At 42.1% G+C, this 19,431-nt stretch carries 21 protein-coding genes and 1 pseudogene; 16 read left to right on the top strand and 6 right to left on the bottom strand.

All coding sequences use genetic code 11. The annotated features are described in order from the left end of the window. Positions 1-211: 211 nt before the first annotated feature. From ABWT76_RS12205 to psb34, 4 genes and pseudogenes are all read left to right on the top strand, one after another. Positions 212-550 carry a 2Fe-2S iron-sulfur cluster-binding protein gene (locus ABWT76_RS12205; protein WP_354636185.1) on the top strand — a complete coding sequence of 113 codons (339 nt, stop codon included), beginning with the start codon at positions 212-214 and terminating at the stop codon, positions 548-550. 689 nt (positions 551-1,239) lie between these two features. After that, positions 1,240-2,355, top strand: a pseudogene (thiO, locus tag ABWT76_RS12200) (glycine oxidase ThiO); the annotation flags it as partial. A gap of 246 nt (positions 2,356-2,601) precedes the next feature. Then, the gene (locus ABWT76_RS12195; protein WP_369817803.1) at positions 2,602-3,408 is read left to right on the top strand and encodes a thiazole synthase; all 807 of its coding nucleotides are present in this window, start codon (positions 2,602-2,604) and stop codon (positions 3,406-3,408) included. A 241-nt stretch (positions 3,409-3,649) separates the two neighbouring features. After that, entirely contained in the window at positions 3,650-3,829 is a 180-nt protein-coding gene (gene psb34 / locus ABWT76_RS12190) for a photosystem II assembly protein Psb34 (protein WP_054469633.1), read from the top strand. Between the two features lie 127 nt (positions 3,830-3,956). On the opposite strand, the gene ABWT76_RS12185 is transcribed toward psb34, so the two are convergent. Both ABWT76_RS12185 and ABWT76_RS12180 read right to left on the bottom strand, forming a co-directional pair. Further along, entirely contained in the window at positions 3,957-4,574 is a 618-nt protein-coding gene (locus ABWT76_RS12185) for a Uma2 family endonuclease (RefSeq protein ID WP_354636184.1), read from the bottom strand. A gap of 103 nt (positions 4,575-4,677) precedes the next feature. Beyond that, the gene (locus tag ABWT76_RS12180) at positions 4,678-5,484 is read right to left on the bottom strand and encodes an AAA family ATPase (protein WP_354636183.1); all 807 of its coding nucleotides are present in this window, start codon (positions 5,482-5,484) and stop codon (positions 4,678-4,680) included. A gap of 574 nt (positions 5,485-6,058) precedes the next feature. Here ABWT76_RS12180 and ABWT76_RS12175 point away from each other — a divergent pair. The 4 genes from ABWT76_RS12175 (at position 6,059) to ABWT76_RS12160 (ending at position 10,014) form a co-directional block, all read left to right on the top strand. Then, a complete protein-coding gene (locus tag ABWT76_RS12175; protein ID WP_054469632.1) occupies positions 6,059-6,856 on the top strand; it encodes a peroxiredoxin-like family protein in 798 nt (265 codons plus the stop codon). A gap of 152 nt (positions 6,857-7,008) precedes the next feature. Then, positions 7,009-8,106, top strand: a complete 1,098-nt coding sequence (locus tag ABWT76_RS12170) for a metal ABC transporter solute-binding protein, Zn/Mn family (RefSeq protein ID WP_199318039.1) — start codon at positions 7,009-7,011, stop codon at positions 8,104-8,106. Between the two features lie 54 nt (positions 8,107-8,160). Beyond that, positions 8,161-8,961, top strand: coding sequence for a metal ABC transporter ATP-binding protein (locus ABWT76_RS12165; protein WP_231636939.1), 801 nt, complete (start codon positions 8,161-8,163; stop codon positions 8,959-8,961). 216 nt (positions 8,962-9,177) lie between these two features. Continuing rightward, the gene (locus ABWT76_RS12160; RefSeq protein ID WP_054469641.1) at positions 9,178-10,014 is read left to right on the top strand and encodes a metal ABC transporter permease; all 837 of its coding nucleotides are present in this window, start codon (positions 9,178-9,180) and stop codon (positions 10,012-10,014) included. Positions 10,015-10,276: 262 nt separating this feature from the next. Here the strand turns inward: ABWT76_RS12160 and ABWT76_RS12155 are convergent, their stop codons facing one another. Both ABWT76_RS12155 and ABWT76_RS12150 read right to left on the bottom strand, forming a co-directional pair. Beyond that, positions 10,277-10,615, bottom strand: coding sequence for an antibiotic biosynthesis monooxygenase (locus ABWT76_RS12155; protein ID WP_054469630.1), 339 nt, complete (start codon positions 10,613-10,615; stop codon positions 10,277-10,279). A 349-nt stretch (positions 10,616-10,964) separates the two neighbouring features. Then, entirely contained in the window at positions 10,965-11,402 is a 438-nt protein-coding gene (locus ABWT76_RS12150) for a secondary thiamine-phosphate synthase enzyme YjbQ (RefSeq protein ID WP_054469629.1), read from the bottom strand. Between the two features lie 637 nt (positions 11,403-12,039). Here ABWT76_RS12150 and ABWT76_RS12145 point away from each other — a divergent pair. The 3 genes from ABWT76_RS12145 (at position 12,040) to ABWT76_RS12135 (ending at position 13,143) form a co-directional block, all read left to right on the top strand. Further along, a complete protein-coding gene (locus ABWT76_RS12145) occupies positions 12,040-12,282 on the top strand; it encodes a type II toxin-antitoxin system Phd/YefM family antitoxin (RefSeq protein WP_054469628.1) in 243 nt (80 codons plus the stop codon). Between the two features lie 167 nt (positions 12,283-12,449). Further along, entirely contained in the window at positions 12,450-12,821 is a 372-nt protein-coding gene (locus tag ABWT76_RS12140) for a nucleotidyltransferase family protein (RefSeq protein ID WP_231636938.1), read from the top strand. Further along, on the top strand, positions 12,793-13,143 hold the full coding sequence (locus ABWT76_RS12135; protein ID WP_054469627.1) for a DUF86 domain-containing protein: 351 nt from the start codon (positions 12,793-12,795) through the stop codon (positions 13,141-13,143). Before ABWT76_RS12140 ends, ABWT76_RS12135 begins: the two co-directional genes overlap by 29 nt. Here ABWT76_RS12135 and ABWT76_RS12130 read toward each other — a convergent pair. Then, positions 13,125-13,385: a hypothetical protein gene (locus ABWT76_RS12130; protein ID WP_354636182.1), complete on the bottom strand. Its 261-nt coding sequence runs from the start codon at positions 13,383-13,385 to the stop codon at positions 13,125-13,127. The genes ABWT76_RS12135 and ABWT76_RS12130 overlap by 19 nt on opposite strands. A 294-nt stretch (positions 13,386-13,679) precedes the next feature. Here ABWT76_RS12130 and ABWT76_RS12125 point away from each other — a divergent pair, with 294 nt between their 5' ends. The 5 genes from ABWT76_RS12125 (at position 13,680) to ABWT76_RS12105 (ending at position 18,730) form a co-directional block, all read left to right on the top strand. After that, positions 13,680-14,486 carry a hypothetical protein gene (locus tag ABWT76_RS12125; protein ID WP_354636181.1) on the top strand — a complete coding sequence of 269 codons (807 nt, stop codon included), beginning with the start codon at positions 13,680-13,682 and terminating at the stop codon, positions 14,484-14,486. A 271-nt stretch (positions 14,487-14,757) separates the two neighbouring features. Beyond that, on the top strand, positions 14,758-15,609 hold the full coding sequence (locus tag ABWT76_RS12120) for an Rpn family recombination-promoting nuclease/putative transposase (RefSeq protein ID WP_354636180.1): 852 nt from the start codon (positions 14,758-14,760) through the stop codon (positions 15,607-15,609). 252 nt (positions 15,610-15,861) lie between these two features. Next, entirely contained in the window at positions 15,862-16,116 is a 255-nt protein-coding gene (locus ABWT76_RS12115) for an antitoxin family protein (RefSeq protein ID WP_197285406.1), read from the top strand. Beyond that, positions 16,103-16,336, top strand: a complete 234-nt coding sequence (locus ABWT76_RS12110; protein WP_197285405.1) for a PIN domain-containing protein — start codon at positions 16,103-16,105, stop codon at positions 16,334-16,336. The genes ABWT76_RS12115 and ABWT76_RS12110 overlap by 14 nt, the downstream gene beginning before the upstream one ends. A 624-nt stretch (positions 16,337-16,960) precedes the next feature. After that, positions 16,961-18,730, top strand: coding sequence for a SpoIID/LytB domain-containing protein (locus ABWT76_RS12105; RefSeq protein WP_354636179.1), 1,770 nt, complete (start codon positions 16,961-16,963; stop codon positions 18,728-18,730). Positions 18,731-18,888: 158 nt separating this feature from the next. Here the strand turns inward: ABWT76_RS12105 and ABWT76_RS12100 are convergent, their stop codons facing one another. Continuing rightward, positions 18,889-19,188, bottom strand: coding sequence for a ferredoxin (locus ABWT76_RS12100; protein ID WP_054469624.1), 300 nt, complete (start codon positions 19,186-19,188; stop codon positions 18,889-18,891). Positions 19,189-19,431 lie beyond the last annotated feature (243 nt).

The following is a 19,431-nucleotide window of genomic DNA, read 5'->3' as shown; positions in this document are numbered from 1 at the left end:
ACAGGTTTCCGCTTAAAATAAGCTTAAAATAAGTAGGTGAACATAATTAATTGCACTTTTCGTTCTCCGCCGATAGGCTTTGGATTCCCGCCCGAAGCGGGAATGACAGTTTTTCTCCCGATCTGGTCTGTAGTGCATTTATTTCTGCCCACCTACTTAATCAGAATATTTACGCTAGATAATTTACGCCAGATAATTGCAATCTAAGATTATGCCAAAAGTAACTGCTCAAGGGAAAACATTCGATTGTGAATCCGGGGCTAATCTGCGCCAAGTTTTACTCCGTAATGGCATTGACCTCTATAATGATCAAGCTAATTTGATTAATTGTCGAGGAATTGGCAGTTGTGGCACTTGCGCTGTGATGGTGACAGGGGAAGTGTCTGAACCTAATTGGCGCGATCGCACTCGGCGATCGCTCCCTCCTCATTCTGCCACCAAAAATCTGCGCTTATCCTGTCAAACAAAAGTGCTTGGGGATGTCCAAGTGACTAAATTTGATGGGTTTTGGGGACAAGGAGATACGGCTGTTTGGAAGCCAGAAGGCTAAATTTCCCGCGTCAAACCCGCGTAAACCCCGCGTAAACATTTTCGGGTCAGCCGATCGCGATCGCCTGGGATTGATGCCCTAGGCCGATCGCTGACTATTGGCGGCTCAATAGCGGCTCAATAGCGGCTCAATTTTGACATTTAGATGACATTTAGATGATAGATTAATTCTACTAGCTGACCTAGAAGAAGATGGAATTATTTAGCAAATCTTTAGGATCGAAAATATCAACTGACCCCAATGCCATTAAGGGTGATTTACAGCGGTTTCCTACTGAGGAAAACACATTAACCGACCGGGAATGAATTCCCGCCGCTTTTAGCGAAAGTCGGTTTTAACCGACTGTAGGGGTCAACGGCCGTTGACCCCTACAGTCGGAGATTTTAATCCCCGCAGGCTGTGGTTTATTAATCTAGAAACCTCTGTAAAGTAAACCCTCAAATTCACATCATAATTATAGCATAAATTTTGGTAATTGTGATATTTTTTTGATTAAAAATGTTAATCGATGCTTTGTCTATGATCTAGCAAAAATTAGCCAAAAAATAACCAAGAAATAGCCAATAAATTAACTTAGGCACAATTTAGGATAAAATTTCGGTAAAATTTAAGAAGAAGTTAGGGAAAATTTGAGCGAATTTCTCATAAAATCTCCAAAGTATCTAATTACTCATCCATAAGATAGAGATATGAACGAAAAAAATGACATTTTGATTGTAGGCGGTGGCGCGATCGGTTTAAGTATTGCCATCGATTTGAAGTTAAGGGGAGCCAATGTGACGGTACTTAGTCGCGATTTTGGGGCTAGTGCGGGAAATGCCGCTGCGGGAATGTTGGCCCCTCAAGCAGAGGCGATCGCTCCTGGGGCAATGTTGGACTTATGCCTGAAATCGCGATCGCTATATCCCGACTGGATCGACAAACTCGAAGACCTCACCGGCAGTCAAACCGGCTATTGGCCTTGTGGCATTCTCGCCCCCGTTTACCCAGAAACCCTGGAAACGACCCAAAATCAGGCCAATTCAGCTAATTCAGCCAATTCAGCCGCCCCTGACACCCCCGCGTATTGGCTAGATCGGGCAACTATCCATCAATATCAGCAAGGACTTGGCGATGATATCGTCGGTGGGTACTGGTATCCCGAAGATGGTCAAGTGGATAACCGGGCATTAAGTCGCACCTTACGGATCGCCGCCCAAGAATTAGGGGTAGAATTGCGCGATGGCATCGTCGTAGAAGCCTTTCAACAACGGCAAGGGCGGGTGGTTTCCCTGCGAACGAATGCGGGAGACTTAAGCGCAGCCCATTATATTTTGGCAACGGGAGCCTGGTCTAACCAATTATTGCCCATCCCGGTTTATCCCAAAAAAGGACAAATGTTTTCGGTGAGAGTCCCCGTCCCCCAATCACCTTTTGAGGATGAAACCAATCAAGCCAATTATGGGCATCGATTACCCTTATTGCCCCTGAATGAATTACCTTTGCAACGGGTACTTTATGGGCCGGGTACTTATATTGTGCCGCGACGGGATGGCCGGATTATTATTGGGGCAACCAGTGAGAATGTGGGATTTACTGCCGGGAACACCGCCAACGAGATGCAGCAATTACTCGCTCGCGCCACTCGTTTGTATCCGCCCCTGGGAGACTATCCCATTCAAGAATTTTGGTGGGGTTTCCGACCGGGAACCCCTGATGAATTGCCCATTTTGGGGCCGTCCCACTGTGAAAATCTCACCCTAGCGACGGGTCATTATCGCAATGGGATTTTGTTAGCCCCGGTTACAGCGGCGTTAATTGGGGATTGGGTGATCAACCAAAAAGCCGATCCTTTGTTGGCGCATTTCCATTGGCAGCGGTTTGTTACGGCGGCACAACCAGTTAGTCCAAATCCCATCCCCGTGACCAAAATTTATCCGACGGTTTCAGATCAATCTGCTGATTCCTTTAACCATAATTCCCCTGCTGAAGTCTCTAATTCTTCTGATGTGAATTCCATGATTAATTTACCCGCGACTGCTGTTTCTGCAAAACCCGCTAATTCTAAGTTATTGGAGGCTTTAGACCCAGAACCTTTGGTGATTGCCGGACGAAAATTTCGCTCCCGCTTGTTTACCGGGACGGGCAAATATCGCAATATTAAAGAGATGCAAGATAGTATTGCCGCAAGTCAATGTCAAATTGTCACCGTGGCAGTGCGACGAGTGCAAACTAATGCTGCTGGACATGAAGGGTTAGCAGAGGCGATCGACTGGAACCAAATTTGGATGCTGCCCAATACCGCAGGCTGTCAAACCGCTGATGAAGCGATTCGGGTCGCCCGGTTGGGTCGGGAAATGGCTAAACTTTTAGGCCAAGAAGATAATAACTTTATCAAGTTAGAGGTGATTCCTGATTCTAAGTATTTGCTGCCTGACCCGATTGGCACTTTGCAAGCGGCAGAACAATTGGTAAAAGAAGGTTTTGCGGTGTTGCCTTATATTAATGCCGATCCGCTTTTGGCGAAACGGTTAGAAGAGGTGGGCTGTGCTACGGTGATGCCCTTGGGTTCCCCTATTGGTTCCGGTCAGGGGATTAAGACCGCCGCGAATATTGAGATTATTATTGATACGGTGAAAGTGCCGGTGGTGGTTGATGCCGGGATTGGGGTGCCTTCGGAAGCAGCAATGGCTATGGAAATGGGCGCTGATGCGGTGTTGATTAATAGCGCGATCGCTATGGCCCGAAACCCGGCAGCAATGGGTCGGGCAATGGCCTTAGCGGTGGAAGCGGGACGGTTAGCCTATTGCGCTGGTCGGATTCCCGTGCAAGCGATCGCCAGTGCCAGTTCTCCCTTAACTGGGACGATTACCAGTTAATTTGCCCGTTTGCCCATAAGTTGATAAATTAGCGATCCCCAGGGGCTAATTTTTGGTACAATAAGCATAACCATAAGTATAATCTCTGGCGATCGCTAGTCGCACATACTCAAAACAGGTATGAATGATTTCTATTAAGAATGAATTTTAGCGGCTTTTTCATAGATTTTCCTTAAATCGTCAGCAATGATTATTACCACACAAAAACAAAAGTCATCAAAAACGGAGATACTTTAAACCAATGCCATATACAGAAGAAGAAGGCGGAATTCTCAATAATTTTGCGATCGAACCCAAAGTTTACCAAGCCAAACCACCCAATGCCACGCAAAAGCGCAACTATGCCATTCAAGCAGTTTTAGCCCTGCTATTGGTTGGCGGATTGTTAGCCTTGACCGTAGTCGCATCTAATCTGGGTTAATCTAGGTTAATTTGGTAATTTAAGAATTTTCTTTTTACCACAAAGACACAAAGGACACAAAGGGGATATCAAATAGGATATCTCTTCGTGTCCTTTGTGTCTTTGTGGTAATAAAGTAACAAAACTTTCAACTTTTTCCTGCCTGCAAAACTTGCGCCACAGTCAAAGGTGACTCTTCGTTCAATGCGGACAAAAAAGGCGAAGCAATTATCGCATCTCCCGTAAATTCTGCCTCCTCATAAAGACCTTCTACAAGAGTTAACACCGTAATCTTTTCTTGGATCGGATCGACAATCCAATATTCCCCAATTCCTCTGGCTTGATATTGCGATTTCTTGTAGCGATAATCGCGATTTTTATTCTCATTTCCGGGGCTAACTACTTCTACAACTAATTCCGGCGGCGGCATATCTAGCATAACAATCGAACGAGTTGCCCCGGTCATAACTTGCGCCAATTCTTCAGTAAGTACCAGTAAATCTGGCACCCGCACCGTTGCCCGTCCCCCCATCACTACCACTTCTATCTTCATTCTGAACCGATAAAATGGAATACCCCGTTGAAGACAGTGGGCTAACAAAAACATGGCAATCCGTTGATTTATGTCGCTCTCACTAGGCATAAATAGTAATCTCCCATCCTCTAGTTCATACCACGCATCGGTTCCATCATCATAGTTGAGAAAGTCCTCTAAGGACATGATTTCCGATGTCACCGCTTCCGGTTTAATCAATGTATTCGTCATGGCTGTTAGTCCTGCGAACTTTTCTGACTATTTTAGCTCAAGAAACCGGGTTTATGCAACTGGAAAAAACTTTCCCCAGTAATATGTAATCTAATCAACCTTTTCACGGTTGCCCTCCGAGAACGTTTTTCTCCCATAGTTCGCTCATACTGTATCTTTCCAGCCACTCAGTTAAATTTTCCCGATCTAAAGTTTTAAATTCACTGCAACCCTTCTGACTATTTCTTTCCACAATCAGGATATTTTCTGGAGCAAACTCATCCACTAATCGAGGAGACTGAGTGGCCATAATAATTTGACAATTAATACTGGCAATTTTTGCCATTCCAGCCAGGACAGAAATTGCCGAAGGATGTAATCCTAACTCTGGCTCATCAAGAATAATTAAACCCGGTAATATTTCTGGGGGTTGCAGCAGTAAAGTCGCAATTGCCATAAAGCGCAAAACTCCATGAGAAATCTGATGCAGACCAAATAGGTAATCAGAGCCTTTCTCTTGCCAATTAAGCATAATGTAGTTTTCGTTCAGCCGAGAAGGTTTTAACTGAAAATACCCAAATTGAGGCATAATCTTTTGAATATATCTCACAATTTTTTGATAATACTTATGGTTTTGATGATTGTTTCGCATCCCATAGAGAAATGCGGCTAAATTACCGCCATCACTTCTCAGAAATATATTATCATCAATATATCCCTTATTTCTGATTTTTGCTTGTTTGGATGTATCGTGAAATTGAAACACCGGGCAGCGATGTAAAAGCTCAAATACAGTCCGTTCTATAGATTGGTTAGGAGATTGACAACGCTGTGGCAATCCCGACTCTTTCAAACCGGGATCGAATGTTAATGTATATGGAATTTTTCCTGCTTCTGCCCGGTTACAAATTGTCTCTTGAGTAAATATCATTGTATCCCCGGCAGCATGAGACAAATAAAATTTGTAAATCGGGTGGTTTGCATCACTGGTAAACTCTATTTATGCACTCAGACAATTAGTGTTTTTCAGACCATAATACAACAGGGTTTCGGCTCCCCCATTCTCTCCAATATATATTTGAAGTGACTCATTCATCATCGAATTGAGTAGATTAAAAAATGAGACTAAGTTACTTTTGCCAGAGCCATTAGCTCCCAGTAAAATAGTAATATCTTTCAGGGGAATAATTTCTCCTTCTGGATGGATTGATTTAAAACCATTAAGCTTAATCCTGCTGATCTTCAGTCGTTATGGTTGATTCATGGTATTTGAGTAATTCAATATTTTATTTTTAATCAAACATAAATATTATATTGTAATTTTATCACAAAGTAAATGAATTTAACAATCATACTTTAGAAATAAAATATGATTAATTTTTTACCACAGAGACACAGAGGACACAAAGGGGATATCTCTTCGTGTCCTCTGTGTCTCTGTGGTGATTACTTTTGTCTCCAAATGTAGTAAAATAATTACGATCAATTTTTATGCCCATATTGCCATGAATCCTTACGCTATTTTGCAGCAAACCCAACGAGAAAGAGTCAGCGATTCCCTTAAGGGATCCGCTGCGCGGAACCGCGCCTTTGTCCCCATTCTCAGTGATTGTGAGTCTGCTCATCGTCTCTTAATACTAATTTGGTCACAATTAGGGGATTTTGATAGTCTCGAATATGCTTGGTGGTTGCAGCGAGAAGCGGCACAATTAAAATCCCAAGGAATTGCGATTCGGGCAGTGGGAATTGGCGATCGCAATTCCGGGTTAAAATTTTGTGAATATACGGGATTTCCCCCAGAGTGGCTATTTGTCGATCCTCATGCGGAACTGCATCAACAATTAGAACTTTATCCGGGATTATCCTTAAAATTACCCGGTCTTTCCCCAGGGCAAAATGCCTGGATTAATTTAATGCTAATGTGTGCGGGAATTGGCAGCCCGGGAACTTTAGGGGAAGTATTTCGCGGCTATCGGGGCGATCGCCAAGCCCCCCAATTAATCGGTGATGAAGAAGTAGTTAAAGCGGCACCATTACCACCGTTGAAAGGTGCGTTTTTTAACATGGCAGGAGGGACGGGTTTTCAGCGTCCTTTTGAATTAGCTACCCTGCGACTGAGAAACATGACGGAAGTGCTAAGTAATTGGAAAACTTATGTCCCCAATGCCGCTTATATGACCCAAAGGGGCGGCACTTTCTTATTTGATAATCAAGGAAATTTACTCTATGAACATCGCGATCGCGGCATTCTCGGTTTTGCCGAAAATATGAGTCGTCCTCTGGCATTTTTATCTATGTTTTGAGTCAACGTTTTGAATCAACAGAACGGCAAGCAATAGGGCATCTCTGGCAACCACCAACTAACAACTAATAACTAATAACTAATAATCAACAAAGAATAACCCTAAAAAAGCCGATGGCAAAAAATCTGCGGATAGGCATCGGCGGGGTTCTTATGCCTTATAATGAAAAAAATGATAATCATTCCCAAAAAATCGACATATTCTCAATGGACAATCAAGTGAAAAAGTCATATCGCTGGTCTGTGGTGGCGATCGCCCTGTGTTTGGGGGCAGTATTTCAAGGTTGCAGTCAGCCACCAGCCCCAAAAACCCAGGAAAAATTGGATATTACCGTGAGTATTTTGCCCCAGAAATATTTTGTAGAACGTATTGGGGGCGAAAATGTTAATGTCAATGTCATGGTGCAACCGGGAGATAGTCCACATACTTATGAACCGAAACCGCAACAGTTGCGATCGCTTGCGGAAGCGGAAGCATATCTAAGTATTGGTGTTTCTTTTGAAAAAGCCTGGATGGATCGGATCAAAGCCGCTAACCCGAAAATGCCAATTATTGATACGACCCAGGGAATGAAATTATTGCCAATGGTTGCCCATCATCATCACGGGGAAGGAGGACACGAACACGAAGACGAACACGATGAAAACGGAAATAAAGGTGAAGAGAAAGCGGGAGAAAAACTAAATGAAAATTTCGATCCTCATGTTTGGCTGTCTCCTCAACGGGTAAAAATTCAGGCACAGACAATTTATCAAACCTTGGTAGAACTCGATCCAGAAAATCAGGCTCAATATCAGGCTGCTTTAGACCAGTTTTTAGCAGATATCGAGCAACTTGATGCCGAAATTAGGCAAAGTTTGGCCGGAATTCAGCAACGGAAGTTTATGGTGTTTCATCCATCATTGGGTTATTTTGCCGATGACTATGGATTAGAAATGATTTCCATTGAAGTGGGTGGACAAGAACCCAGTGCAGCGGAACTTTCCCAATTAATTAGTCAGGCTAAAGAAGAAAATATTAGAGTGATTTTTGTCCAGCCAGAATTTAGCACTAAAAGTGCCGAAACTATTGCCCAGGAAATTAATGGTGAGGTGATTATGATTAATACTTTAATGTCGAATTGGCTAGAAGAAATGGAGCGGATAACTCAAAATTTTGCTCAGGTACTACGGGAAAATAGTGCGTTGGATATTCCCTTAATCATGGCTAACTCAAGATTGCTTGCCTCTGATGAGTTGGTCTTGAGATAATCCTCGCGCATCGTTGCCAAATCAACCCTAACAATCCTAACAATACTTAAACTTATGATGACTACAACCATCGAATCCGTAGAAAAACCCAATGTTGCCCTAGAAGCGATCGCCATCCAAAATCTTTGGGCGGGTTATAACGGAGATTCTGTCCTGGAAGATATCAATTTATCGGTAAAAGAACTGGATTTTATTGGACTGATTGGCCCCAACGGTGGCGGCAAAAGCACATTATTAAAAGTGTTGCTGGGACTGCTGCCAATTACTAAAGGTGAGGTGAAAATTTTGGGGCGATCGATTAAACAAGGACGGCGATATATTGGCTATGTCCCCCAGGCAGTAGAATGCGATCGCAGCTTTCCTATTAGCGTCTGGGATGTGGTAAAAATGGGGCGATTAGGCAAACGCGGCATCTTTCAAACTTATAATGCTAAAGATAATGAAATTGTCGCCAATGCTTTAAGAAATGTGGATATGCTCCATTTGCGCGATCGCACCATTGGGGACTTATCTGGAGGCCAAAGACAACGGGTTTATATTGCCCGTGCCTTAGCCACAGAACCGCAAATATTACTATTAGATGAACCCACCGCCAGTGTAGATCCCCAAGTCCGCTCTAATATTTATGAATTACTACAAAAATTAAATCAATCCATCACGATTTTAATGATTTCCCATGATATGGGCGTCATTTCTTCTTATGTGAAAACTGTGGGCTGTCTAAATCGGCGCTTATTCTATCACAATGATAGAGAAATTAAACCGGAAATGCTCCAAGCTGCGTATCAATGTCCCATTGATTTAATTGCCCACGGAGTTCCCCATCGGGTTTTTCCGCCCCACGAGCATATTTAAGAGAGGGGCTTTCGGAGCGGGGTTTGAGAGGGTGTAGGGTGTAGGGTGTAGGGTGTAGGGGAAGAGGATGCATAGGATGCATAGGATGCATAGGATGCATAGGATGCATAGGAAAATTCTCTATTCTCTTTTCTCTATTCTCTTTTCTCTCTTCCCCCCACACCCCAGACCCCAACCAACAACCAACCAACAACCAACAACCAACAACCAACAACAATGATTTCAGCCTTACAGTTTGAGTTTATGCGAAATGCGATCGCTGCGGGTATTTTAGTTAGTATTGCCTGTGGGATTATTGGCACTTTTGTAGTAGTAAATCGCATTGTATTTATTAGTGGAGGAATTGCCCATGCTGCCTATGGAGGAATTGGCTTAGGTTATTTTTTTAAATTTAGTCCAGTTATAGGGGCGATCGCTTTTAGTCTAATTGCTGCTTTGGGTATGGGCACGGTGCAGAGAAAAACCACCCAAAGAGCCGATACAATTATCGGGGTGATGTGGTCATTAGGCATGGCTTTAGGGATCATTTTAGTCGATATCACTGAAGGCTATAAAGCGGATTTAATGAGTTACTTATTCGGCAGTATTCTCACGGTTCCAACCAGTGATTTAATCATTATGTTGGCCATTGACTTAATCATTGGTTTGCTGGTATTTTTATTTTATAAAGAATTACTGGCCATTTCTTTTGATGAAACCTTTGCCACGGTGCGGAATGTGCCCGTAGATGCGATTTATCTGCTGTTAATGTGTGCGATCGCGCTCACCGTAGTAATGATGATGCGAGTGGTGGGATTAATCATGGTGATTGCCTTATTAACCATGCCTGCGGCTATCAGTGGAGAATTCGTCAAAGACCTGAAAAAAATGATGGCAATGGCCAGTTTTTTAGGGATAGTATTTACCACCACTGGACTCTGGTTATCCTACTTTTTAAACCTCACTTCTGGCGCTACCATTATTTTAGTAGCTGGGGTGGTATATCTCTTAAGTTTAACTAGCAAATGGCTATGGAAAAACCAAAAATCAAAATCGGCGGATGTTAGCCTTTAATTAGGGAAATCAGCAGGCGTCTATTACATATAATCTTGTTTTCTTAGCTGATATTCGCCGGTATGACATCATCATAGATTTTTTCCAGAGAGAAAGGGAACAGCGATCGCGCCTCTGTAATTCAGCCTTAATTCCTATCCGGGACAAAAAATAGAACGAGGCAGAAAACAATTTTCTCCTCGTTCTTACGTTGAGTTAAGCCGACACTATTAATATTAGGAAGAATTCGACATCCCAACTCACGAAATCAAAATCAACCCGCCTAAACCATTGACAATGCTTTTGGCTCAATTTCACTCACCACCTCATTAAAATTGGTAATTGGTGGCTTGACAAACAAATGACCCATCTTTTCTAAAAGTGCCTGATGAGCGTCGCTTTTATTTGCTTCCATATCTGCCGCGCTTTCCCAGAAAATAATTGCAATTCCTTTATCGGTTCCGGGTTCTTGTAACAAATAAGCCCCATCAAAACCTTCTTTAGTATAGGTGGCCACAGCCTGCTCATACAAATTTTTGGCTTCTTCAAACTTACCCGGTTTGAATTCTCCGATCGCGACATAAGCATATTGACGTTTCAGAAAATCGTGAAAATCTGACATAATTTTTTCTCCGTATTTTATCCTGGGTAGTTCAGATCCGGGCAGCGGTCATTCCCTTTACTGGGGACAATCTCGATCCGATAAGGCGACCTAGCACAGTCCTGACTCTGACATGGTGAGTAATTATACCATTTAACCGAATTATCAGTAAAAAATAGACTACCCTACGGTTGGCAAATTTGCCAATTTGTAAACAAAATCTTAAGAAACTTTACAGTCAGACAAAAATCCTGAAATCCTCACCGGCATTCAAAAAAAACCGTTCTAAAACTCAAATTTTGGTGTTTGATGGTTTACACAAATTAGCAATAATCAAGAATCATCAATACTTCTTAACAAAACTTCATAATTACTCGCCGCAAATTTGCAGCAAAACCGTCCGTTTTCTCGGCCCATCTAAATCCAAAAATAACACCGACTGCCAAGTACCCAGTGCGAGTTTTCCCTCAACAACAGGAATTACCTCACTGGTACTCAGCATCATAGCCATTAAATGAGAATGAGCATTAATCGGTTCATCGGGGGGCACATCCCGCAAATGCAAATCGTTATGGAGATATTTGGCATTTTTGGGGGCAAGTTTTTCCAGATGCACTTTAATATCTTCTAATAATCGCACCTCATCCTCATTAATAGCTAAAGCGGTGGTGGTATGTCGGGAAAAGACTAAAGCTTGACCATTTTTAACCCCCGTTGCTGTGAGATATGCTTGAACTTGTGGGGTGAGATTATAAATGCTAATGTCGGCATCGGTTTCAATTTCGATGATCTTAGTAAAAAATTTCATTTGTTTACCTCTATTAGTTCGTGTTTAGTCAGAAAACTATCAATTTTATTGGCAGCGATTTTGCAGTAATCTTTTCTAATCTCAAAGCCAATAAAATGCCGCTAGGAATTCTATGTTACCATAGTATTATAGAAAATACCGGATCGAGCGATTTTTTTGACTACTGCTATTTAATCATATCCCATTATGGGTGACTTCTAAGCATTGGGGACAGATTGGGCGGCGATCGCCGGTATTTATTCGGCAGCGAAAAACTATCCGCCCCCAAATTATTCATTATTCATTCCCATTGCCCGTCAGCATAATTCGCCAAAATTGTTTGATATTTTGTGAGCAGAATATTGTTATTTACTATGGGCAACAATTAGAGTATCGAACGGATCGCGAGTCCAGTGTAAATCTAGACTATGACCAATCCCTTGATTAAAATATTTTGCCCAAATCTTTAAATTAAGGCGATCGCCTGTTCAGAAACCGGGTTTCTTAGTATAATCTTCGCTTTTGTGACAAAAGTTGTTATAGAAACCCGGTTTATTGACGGTATTGACCCCTATAATATATAGTAAAACAAAGAATGATCATCAGTTAGACAAACAACAGGGGCGATCGTTATTTTAGAAAAATTCGAGGAAAAGTTATGTCACAAGTAGATATTACTGAAGCGAATACTCAGCTACAACAGTTACTTGCAATTGCCATGAAAGGTGAAGAAGTAATCATTACCCAAGGCGATCAGGCAATTGCTAAATTGGTGGCAGTCCGAGACACATCGCTACCAGAAAAACCCCGCCGACAATTTGGCAGTATGAAAGATGTTATTTGGGTAGCGGATGACTTTGATGCACCGTTAACAGAAGAATTTAAGGAATACATGGAATGAAACTAATCGTGGATACGCATACCTTTATTTGGTTTTTTCGAGGCGATCCCAAACTCAGTACCACAGCTAGACAGTTAATGATGAGATCGCCGCTCATTTCCTCTGATGACTTATGATGATCTATGATAGGCGATCGCCGCGCAATTTTGCCACCCAGCATTGAGTGTATGACTTTAAAACCACAGCCACCCCAGATAGAATCATCGATGATTCAGCAACGCCTCAACCTTTCCTTAGAACAAATTAATCAATTTTGTCGAGAAAACCAAATCCAAGAACTCGCCATTTTTGGATCGGTATTGCGGGACGACTTTAACCCAGACAGCGATCTGGATTTTCTAGTAGTTTTTGACCCGAAGAGAAAACTCAGCCTGATGGATTTAGTGGGGATTCAATACCAACTGGAAGACCTCACCGGACGCAACGTAGATTTGATTGAAAAGCGATCGATTCTGAATAGCCATAATTGGATTCGTCGTCAAAATATTTTCAGCACAGCCCAGATTATTTATGAATCAAGACCAATCCTATCTGCTTGATATCGCTAAATTCTGCCAAACGATTATTCGGTTAACTCAAACTATGACCGAAGCAGAATTTTATGCTGACGAACGCACCCAACTCGCGGTACTCTACGAAATCACCATTATTGGAGAAGTGGTTAAAAGACTTTCCCCAGAATTTCGCAACGACCACCCACAAATCCAATGGCGAAAAATAGCGGGAATGCGCGATCGCCTTGTCCATGATTATGATGAAGTCAGCATTGACCTCGTTTGGGCAGTTATCCAGACCAATATTCCCGAAGTCTTGGACTATATTACCCCTCTGCTTCCTACTGACTATACGGATGACCTTTGATCGCCCCCGATCGCTTCTGACGACTTATGATGGTCTATGATAGGCGATCGCCGTTGTTGAGAAACCGGGTTTCTGGGCAGAGTCTTCGCTTTTGTGGCAAAAATTGTTATAGAAACCCGGGGTTTCTTGTCGCCCACTCTAGGCGCCACATATCCGCAACAGGGCGATCGCCCCCGATCGCTTCTGATGACTGATGATCGGCGATCGGTCAACATGGCGATCGAACGGGGAATCCGGCTCAAGGTTAGTGGCGCCCCACCAGAGAATTTTCTTAATCATTATTTAAGATTAAATGGCTATGTTTGGGTGTCTAATGAGTGTTAGAATATTGGGAAATAAAAAAATAGATTAATAAAATGGCTAACATTAGAAAAAACGACTCAGAGTCATACCTTGGTACTTTAGGATGATTAGGTAAAGGAGTATTAATTGCTTCTGGAGTCTTCTTTTTACTAGGATTTATTTGTAGTTCTACACCGGCGTGGTTTTCTAAATATTTTCCAAAAGAAAGTGTTAAAAGTTCGGTTATTATTAATTTGGCATCTAGTTTTTTTAGTGCGGGCATTTTAACATTAACATTAGAAGTTTTTACCCAATCACAGAAAAGAGAAGATTTGCTTAGTGCGCTGGAAAAACTTGAGACAAAAAATCAAGAAAATTTCACAGATATAACAAAGAGAATGTCTGATGATTCATTATTCAATGATATTAGAGATGCTGATATTTTTGAACAGGTAAAGAAATATATTATTAACCAAGATTATCTGAGAACAGATTATCAAGTTTTCCAAAGATTTGAGTGGTTTGGACAAGATAAAAATTTTCTTGTTGTAGAGACAAAATTTAGCTATAATGTTTGTAATTTAAAAGATAAGACTACAAAATATGAATTTAGATTTTTTTTAGAGAAAGAATTAGAAACAGCAGAAATAAAAGATATAGGTTATAAAGTGATAAATAACACGGGCAAAGTAGAAAAACATGAAAAATTTGAGGACTTAAAAAATGAAATTATTATAGACAATAATAGCCCAGATATGATTATCTTTAATAAAACTATTGAAATTCCAGATAAAGGTAAGTTATATTGTTATTTTGCAACAGAAACAACTGCACATAGCAAAGATAGTTTTCCGATTATTTGTCTTCAAAACACAAAAAATTTAGAGGTGCACATTACTCATCATCCAGAAGATTTAATTATTGAGGCATTTGCAATTCATCCAGATATAGAAAAATTTCAAAACATGATCAATGATAGAAATACAAAAGTTTGGAAAATTCAAGCAGCCCTTCTTCCAGGTCAAGGAATTATAATTTACACAAAACAAAAAACTACATAAATTATTAACTATAAATTTTTTAATTGGCTACTCGTGGATGGAGATGAGCAATCGCCCTTTCATTCCTATTCATCAGATCGCCCAACCGCCCCTAATATTGGGGCAATAGTGGCGATAGAAAGCGCTCAAAAATCTGTAGGGGTCAATGGCCATTGACCCCTACAATATATAGCCCAAATCTAGCCCAATAATCCTCATCAGTCAGAAAAACAATAACCCCGATCGCATTAAACAGTAGAATAATTCTCGATACATCCGCGAAAAATACTCCATGCGGCGAGACTCAATCTTTTACAAAATTTTCCAACAGTCCCCGACCCTGTTATTCGACTTACTGGCAAATCCCCCAGGCAATGCCAGTGCATACCGCTTTGACTCCGTAGCGGTCAAAGAACCAAAATTTGAAATTGATGGGGTATTTCTGCCTCCCGATAGTGAAGCCCCGGGCATCATCTATTTTTGCGAGGTACAATTTCAGAAAGACGATCGCCTATACGAACGTCTATTCGGTGAAGCGTTTCTCTATTTTTACCGCCAGAGAGAGCGCTATTCGGACTGGCAAGCAGTGATCATTTATCCATCACGCAGTATTGAACAGAGTGATACTCATCCCTACCGGGCACTGCTAAACTCCGATCAAGTACATCGGGTTTATCTGAACGAATTGGGGGAAATTCGACAATTACCAATCGGCATCGCCTTAATGGTGTTGACCATTTTAAAAGAAAAACAAACACCCGAAGAAGCCCGGTATTTACTCGATCGCGTACAACGTGAAGTCCCCGAACAAAAAACAAGTCGCGCCATAATAGATACTATCGCGACTATCTTATTGTACAAATTTACTAATTTGACTCGGCGGGAGGTCGAAGCCATGCTGGGAATGCAATTACAAGAAACCCGAGTTTATCGGGAAGCCAAAGAAGAAGGACGCGAAGAAGGACGGCAACAGGAAGCAGTGAATTTGCTTCTGCGTCAATTATCCCGTCGCTGCGGTAATTTATCCGACGAACTAACACAGCGCCTAAGCAACCTACCGCTATCGGTGTTGGAAGATTTAAGTGAGGCGCTACTAGATTTTAGTAGTCTGGATGATTTACTAGCCTGGTTAGAAGCCCATTAGACAGGGGAAAATTTCCGGCCTTTTTTTGCGCCATATCTTGTAGCGATCGCGCATAAATTTACCCCTAATATTGGGGCAATAGTGGCGATAGAAAGCGCTCAAAAATCTGTAGGGGTCAATGGCCATTGACCCCTATAATATATAATGTGCCGAAAAATCTTAATCAGTCAGACTAACCACGGGCGCCCCTACAAAACAGAAATTGTGTACTATAATATAATTAATCAATTTTATCCAATCCCTACCCTGATTATGATTCAGAAATTATCAGCAATTTATGAAAATGGGTTATTGCGTCCTTTGCACAATCTGAATTTACCAGAAAAAAGCGAAGTCAATCTTGTAATCGAAAGCAATCCCCCCCTAACCCCCCCTTCAAAAAGGGGGGCGATCGGTTCAGAACATCCATTATTGCAATTTGCTGGCATTCTCAGCGATGGAGAAGCTGAAGATATAGAAAATATTATTAATCAAGAATTGAGAACGGTTAATAATGATGAATGGTAAAATCGCATTAGATACATCTGTGGTGATTCGCTATTTAAACGGCAATCCAGAAATTGTAAATCAGGTTTTACAGTTCTCCAGTGTTATTTTACCCGTCACTGTGGTTGGCGAGTTGATATTTGGGGCGGAAAACTCAGGAAAAAAATTGCAAAACTTAACAAATTATTTTCAATTTATCGATGCTTGTGAAGTTTTACCAATGGGAAGAAAAACCGCATAAATTTCTGCTAAAAATCGCTTAAAATTGAAGCAAAAAGGAAAACCTATCCCTGAAAATGATATTTGGATTGCCGCTCTATTGAAAATAACTGGACGTTAGCAACTTGTGACAGTGATTTTACTTATATAGATGGTTTATCTATAGAACAATGGTAAAGAAAATAACCACCGATCGCCCACCGACCTGCCCCTAATATTGGGGCAATAGTGGCGATAGAAAGCGCTCAAAAATCTGTAGGGGTCAATGGCCATTGACCCCTACAATATATAGCCCAAATCTAGCCCAATAATCCTCATCAGTCAGAAAAACCATAACCCCGATCGCATTCAACCGTAAAATAGCGATCGCCACTCATTCATCGGGCAGTTTAGTCATCGTTTCTATACCATTACCATGAAAAATGAGGCAATTGGCTGCTTTAAAGTGAAAAAAAATCAAAATAATCTAACTAAAATTATCAAAAATTACTAATTAAATTAAAAATTGCCGGACAATCTGCCTCATTTAACCGAGAAATTCCGCCTGGGGATTATTGGCTATAATTGCAGGGGCAAAATGAATAGTTGATAAATTTATCCCAAGTATCGCAGAATAAGCATTAATAGCGAGTCGGTAAAATCATTTATGCAGAAATCCAGTCATCATCAAGATCCATATCAAGATCGGTATCAAAATCAGTCTTTTCTTTTTCTGTTTGTCAGAGTACGATTATCAAAACCTAGAGGTTCGCAGCACTTTTTGACCCTGCCCAGACAAAGAAACCGCAGGTTAAACAAATGGTTGACGGGTTTTGGGACTTCCGCGATCGCCGTATTTTGTCTACTGGGCTTTACCGGGGAATTCGGATGGACTCAAACCAGTCAGGATATCGAACTAGAAGTCGGAGTAGTGCAACGGTTTGGTCGCCAACCGACCGATCAGATCATTCTCAAAGCCACCGAAGGCGATCGCCTCACCTTAACCTTTCTCGCGGGCGATCGCACCCCACAAACCGTACAAACCCCCGAAGTCACCTTAAAAATCTCTCAACAACCCCTGACCGAATCCATTTTAGAAGAACGGCTAGTTTTAAGTAATCACCGCAGCTTTGAAAACGCGGAAGCCAAAGCCAACAAGTTACGCCAAAAAGGACTGCAAGTAGAAATCGCCCAACCGGGTTCCTGGCAAGTCTGGGCGAAACGAGAGGTTTACCAAACCCCCCTACTGCGGCGCCTCCTCTTGGTCAGTTTACCCGCAGAAATCGCCAAAACCGCATTTCTAGACACGGGACTCCAAAATCAACAACTCACCGTCACTTGGCAGCTAAATGGCTATAGCTATCATCGACGGGAACTGGAAATTACCGCTGGGAAAGGATTAATCCAAGTTTCTCGAAGTAAAAACGACCGAGATCGACGACTTTATCCCGGAAAACTTCGCATCCAGCCCAATGCCCACGGCAACTTTACCTTAGTCAACCAGGTGGCCTTGGAAACTTACTTACGGGGAGTCGTCCCCCATGAAGTCGGGGCTGATGCCCCTAATGCGGCCTTGGAAGCCCAAGCGATCATTGCCCGGACTTATGTATTGCGAAACTTACGGCGATTTGCCGTGGATGATTATCAAATTTGTGCCGATACTCAATGCCAAGTTTACAAAGGCATTGGGGAAAGCTGGGAACCCGCAGATCAGGCGATCGCTGCCACCGCAGGCAAAGTCCTCACCTACAACAACGAATTAGTCGATGCCCTCTACTCTTCCACCACTGGGGGCATCACTGCACCCTTTAGTGATATGTGGGATGGATCCGATCGCCCCTACTTGCAAGCGGTGATAGACTCCGTGAGCAATATCTGGGACTTATCTAAGATGAATTTATCCTCGGAGGAAAACTTCCGCAAATTTATTAGTTTGCAAAAAGGATTTAACGAAGAAGACTGGGATGGCTTGTTTCGGTGGCGGGAAACCAGTCTCATGGCCAAACTAAACCAAGACTTGCGGAAATATCTAGAGCGGCAGAAACATCCTTTCGTCAATTTCAAAACTATTCAGCTTCTCGAAGTGGTCGAACGCAGTCCTGCGGGTCGGGCGATCGCGCTCAAAGTCACCACTGACATGGGCCACCTGCTGTTGCGAAAAGATGAAATCTTACAAGCTTTTTATGCCCCTCTGAGTACCTTATTTTATCTAGAGCCTATTTATGGAGCCGATAAAACTTTAAAAGGTTATGTCTTTGTCGGCGGTGGCTTCGGACATGGGGTGGGTCTGAGTCAAACCGGCTCTCACCGCTTGGCCGACCTGGGATGGAGTAGCGATCGCATCCTCAAATTCTATTATCCCGGTAGCGAACTGCAACCGATTAATGATGGAATCGTCTTCTGGCAGGATCCGGATCCGCAATCATCCAACCCATAAGCATCAAAAATAATCAAACCCATTGCCTGCTTGATCTGGATTGAGAAAGCGATCGGCTTCAAGGTTCATGGACTAACCAATAAAACAGGGCAATTAGCCACGATCTCTCTAACGGATCCAGCTAATTGCCCTGTTTATCTCAAGCTCAGAGGAGCAACTTAGTAAAGCTCTTCTTCTACATGGGTTTTGATGACGCAATCAGATTTGGGGTAGGCAACGCAGGTTAAAACATACCCAGCCTCAATTTGATCGTCATCTAAGAAAGACTGATCGGATTGATCAACGGTGCCAGATACCAGCTTACCAGCACAAGTGGAGCAAGCACCAGCACGGCAGGAATAGGGCAGATCCAAACCTTGTTCTTCTGCCACATCCAAGATGTAGTCGTCATCGGGTACTTCAATGGTTGTGTTGGTCCCTTCTGCTTCGTTGATCAAAGTTACTTTATAAGTTGCCATCGGTTTTTCTTCCTCTCAAGTAATCGACGAGTTCTATAATAAGTTTACCTAATGGGAAACATTGGGGATTATCTAGCCTTATTATTTGCCCAAAGGTTGTGCTTGTCTCTGATATTAAGGGAAAAATTCCCGATTGGATCGTTTTTTTCTTAATGAATGTCATAAAATTTATTATAAAAATTTCTAATTTCATCCTGATTACTTATATATGGGAGAGACCACTAGGGCGCCATCACCGCATCA

Origin of the sequence: Planktothricoides raciborskii GIHE-MW2, assembly GCF_040564635.1 — a bacterium.
GTDB lineage: Bacteria > Cyanobacteriota > Cyanobacteriia > Cyanobacteriales > Laspinemataceae > Planktothricoides > Planktothricoides raciborskii.
Note: the sequence above shows the minus strand (reverse complement) of the source record. Positions and strands in the feature narration are given on the sequence as shown.

Excerpts from the sequence above, each read along its gene's own strand:
- ABWT76_RS12205 (WP_354636185.1), top strand. The coding sequence starts at position 212 with ATGCCAAAAGTAACTGCTCAAGGGAAAACATTCGATTGTGAATCCGGG.
- psb34 (WP_054469633.1), top strand. The coding sequence starts at position 3,650 with ATGCCATATACAGAAGAAGAAGGCGGAATTCTCAATAATTTTGCGATC.
- ABWT76_RS12185 (WP_354636184.1), bottom strand. The coding sequence starts at position 4,574 with ATGACGAATACATTGATTAAACCGGAAGCGGTGACATCGGAAATCATG.
- ABWT76_RS12180 (WP_354636183.1), bottom strand. The coding sequence starts at position 5,484 with ATGATATTTACTCAAGAGACAATTTGTAACCGGGCAGAAGCAGGAAAA.
- ABWT76_RS12175 (WP_054469632.1), top strand. The coding sequence starts at position 6,059 with ATGAATCCTTACGCTATTTTGCAGCAAACCCAACGAGAAAGAGTCAGC.
- ABWT76_RS12170 (WP_199318039.1), top strand. The coding sequence starts at position 7,009 with ATGCCTTATAATGAAAAAAATGATAATCATTCCCAAAAAATCGACATA.
- ABWT76_RS12165 (WP_231636939.1), top strand. The coding sequence starts at position 8,161 with ATGATGACTACAACCATCGAATCCGTAGAAAAACCCAATGTTGCCCTA.
- ABWT76_RS12160 (WP_054469641.1), top strand. The coding sequence starts at position 9,178 with ATGATTTCAGCCTTACAGTTTGAGTTTATGCGAAATGCGATCGCTGCG.
- ABWT76_RS12155 (WP_054469630.1), bottom strand. The coding sequence starts at position 10,615 with ATGTCAGATTTTCACGATTTTCTGAAACGTCAATATGCTTATGTCGCG.
- ABWT76_RS12150 (WP_054469629.1), bottom strand. The coding sequence starts at position 11,402 with ATGAAATTTTTTACTAAGATCATCGAAATTGAAACCGATGCCGACATT.
- ABWT76_RS12145 (WP_054469628.1), top strand. The coding sequence starts at position 12,040 with ATGTCACAAGTAGATATTACTGAAGCGAATACTCAGCTACAACAGTTA.
- ABWT76_RS12140 (WP_231636938.1), top strand. The coding sequence starts at position 12,450 with ATGACTTTAAAACCACAGCCACCCCAGATAGAATCATCGATGATTCAG.
- ABWT76_RS12135 (WP_054469627.1), top strand. The coding sequence starts at position 12,793 with ATGAATCAAGACCAATCCTATCTGCTTGATATCGCTAAATTCTGCCAA.
- ABWT76_RS12120 (WP_354636180.1), top strand. The coding sequence starts at position 14,758 with ATGCGGCGAGACTCAATCTTTTACAAAATTTTCCAACAGTCCCCGACC.
- ABWT76_RS12115 (WP_197285406.1), top strand. The coding sequence starts at position 15,862 with ATGATTCAGAAATTATCAGCAATTTATGAAAATGGGTTATTGCGTCCT.
- ABWT76_RS12110 (WP_197285405.1), top strand. The coding sequence starts at position 16,103 with ATGATGAATGGTAAAATCGCATTAGATACATCTGTGGTGATTCGCTAT.
- ABWT76_RS12105 (WP_354636179.1), top strand. The coding sequence starts at position 16,961 with ATGCAGAAATCCAGTCATCATCAAGATCCATATCAAGATCGGTATCAA.
- ABWT76_RS12100 (WP_054469624.1), bottom strand. The coding sequence starts at position 19,188 with ATGGCAACTTATAAAGTAACTTTGATCAACGAAGCAGAAGGGACCAAC.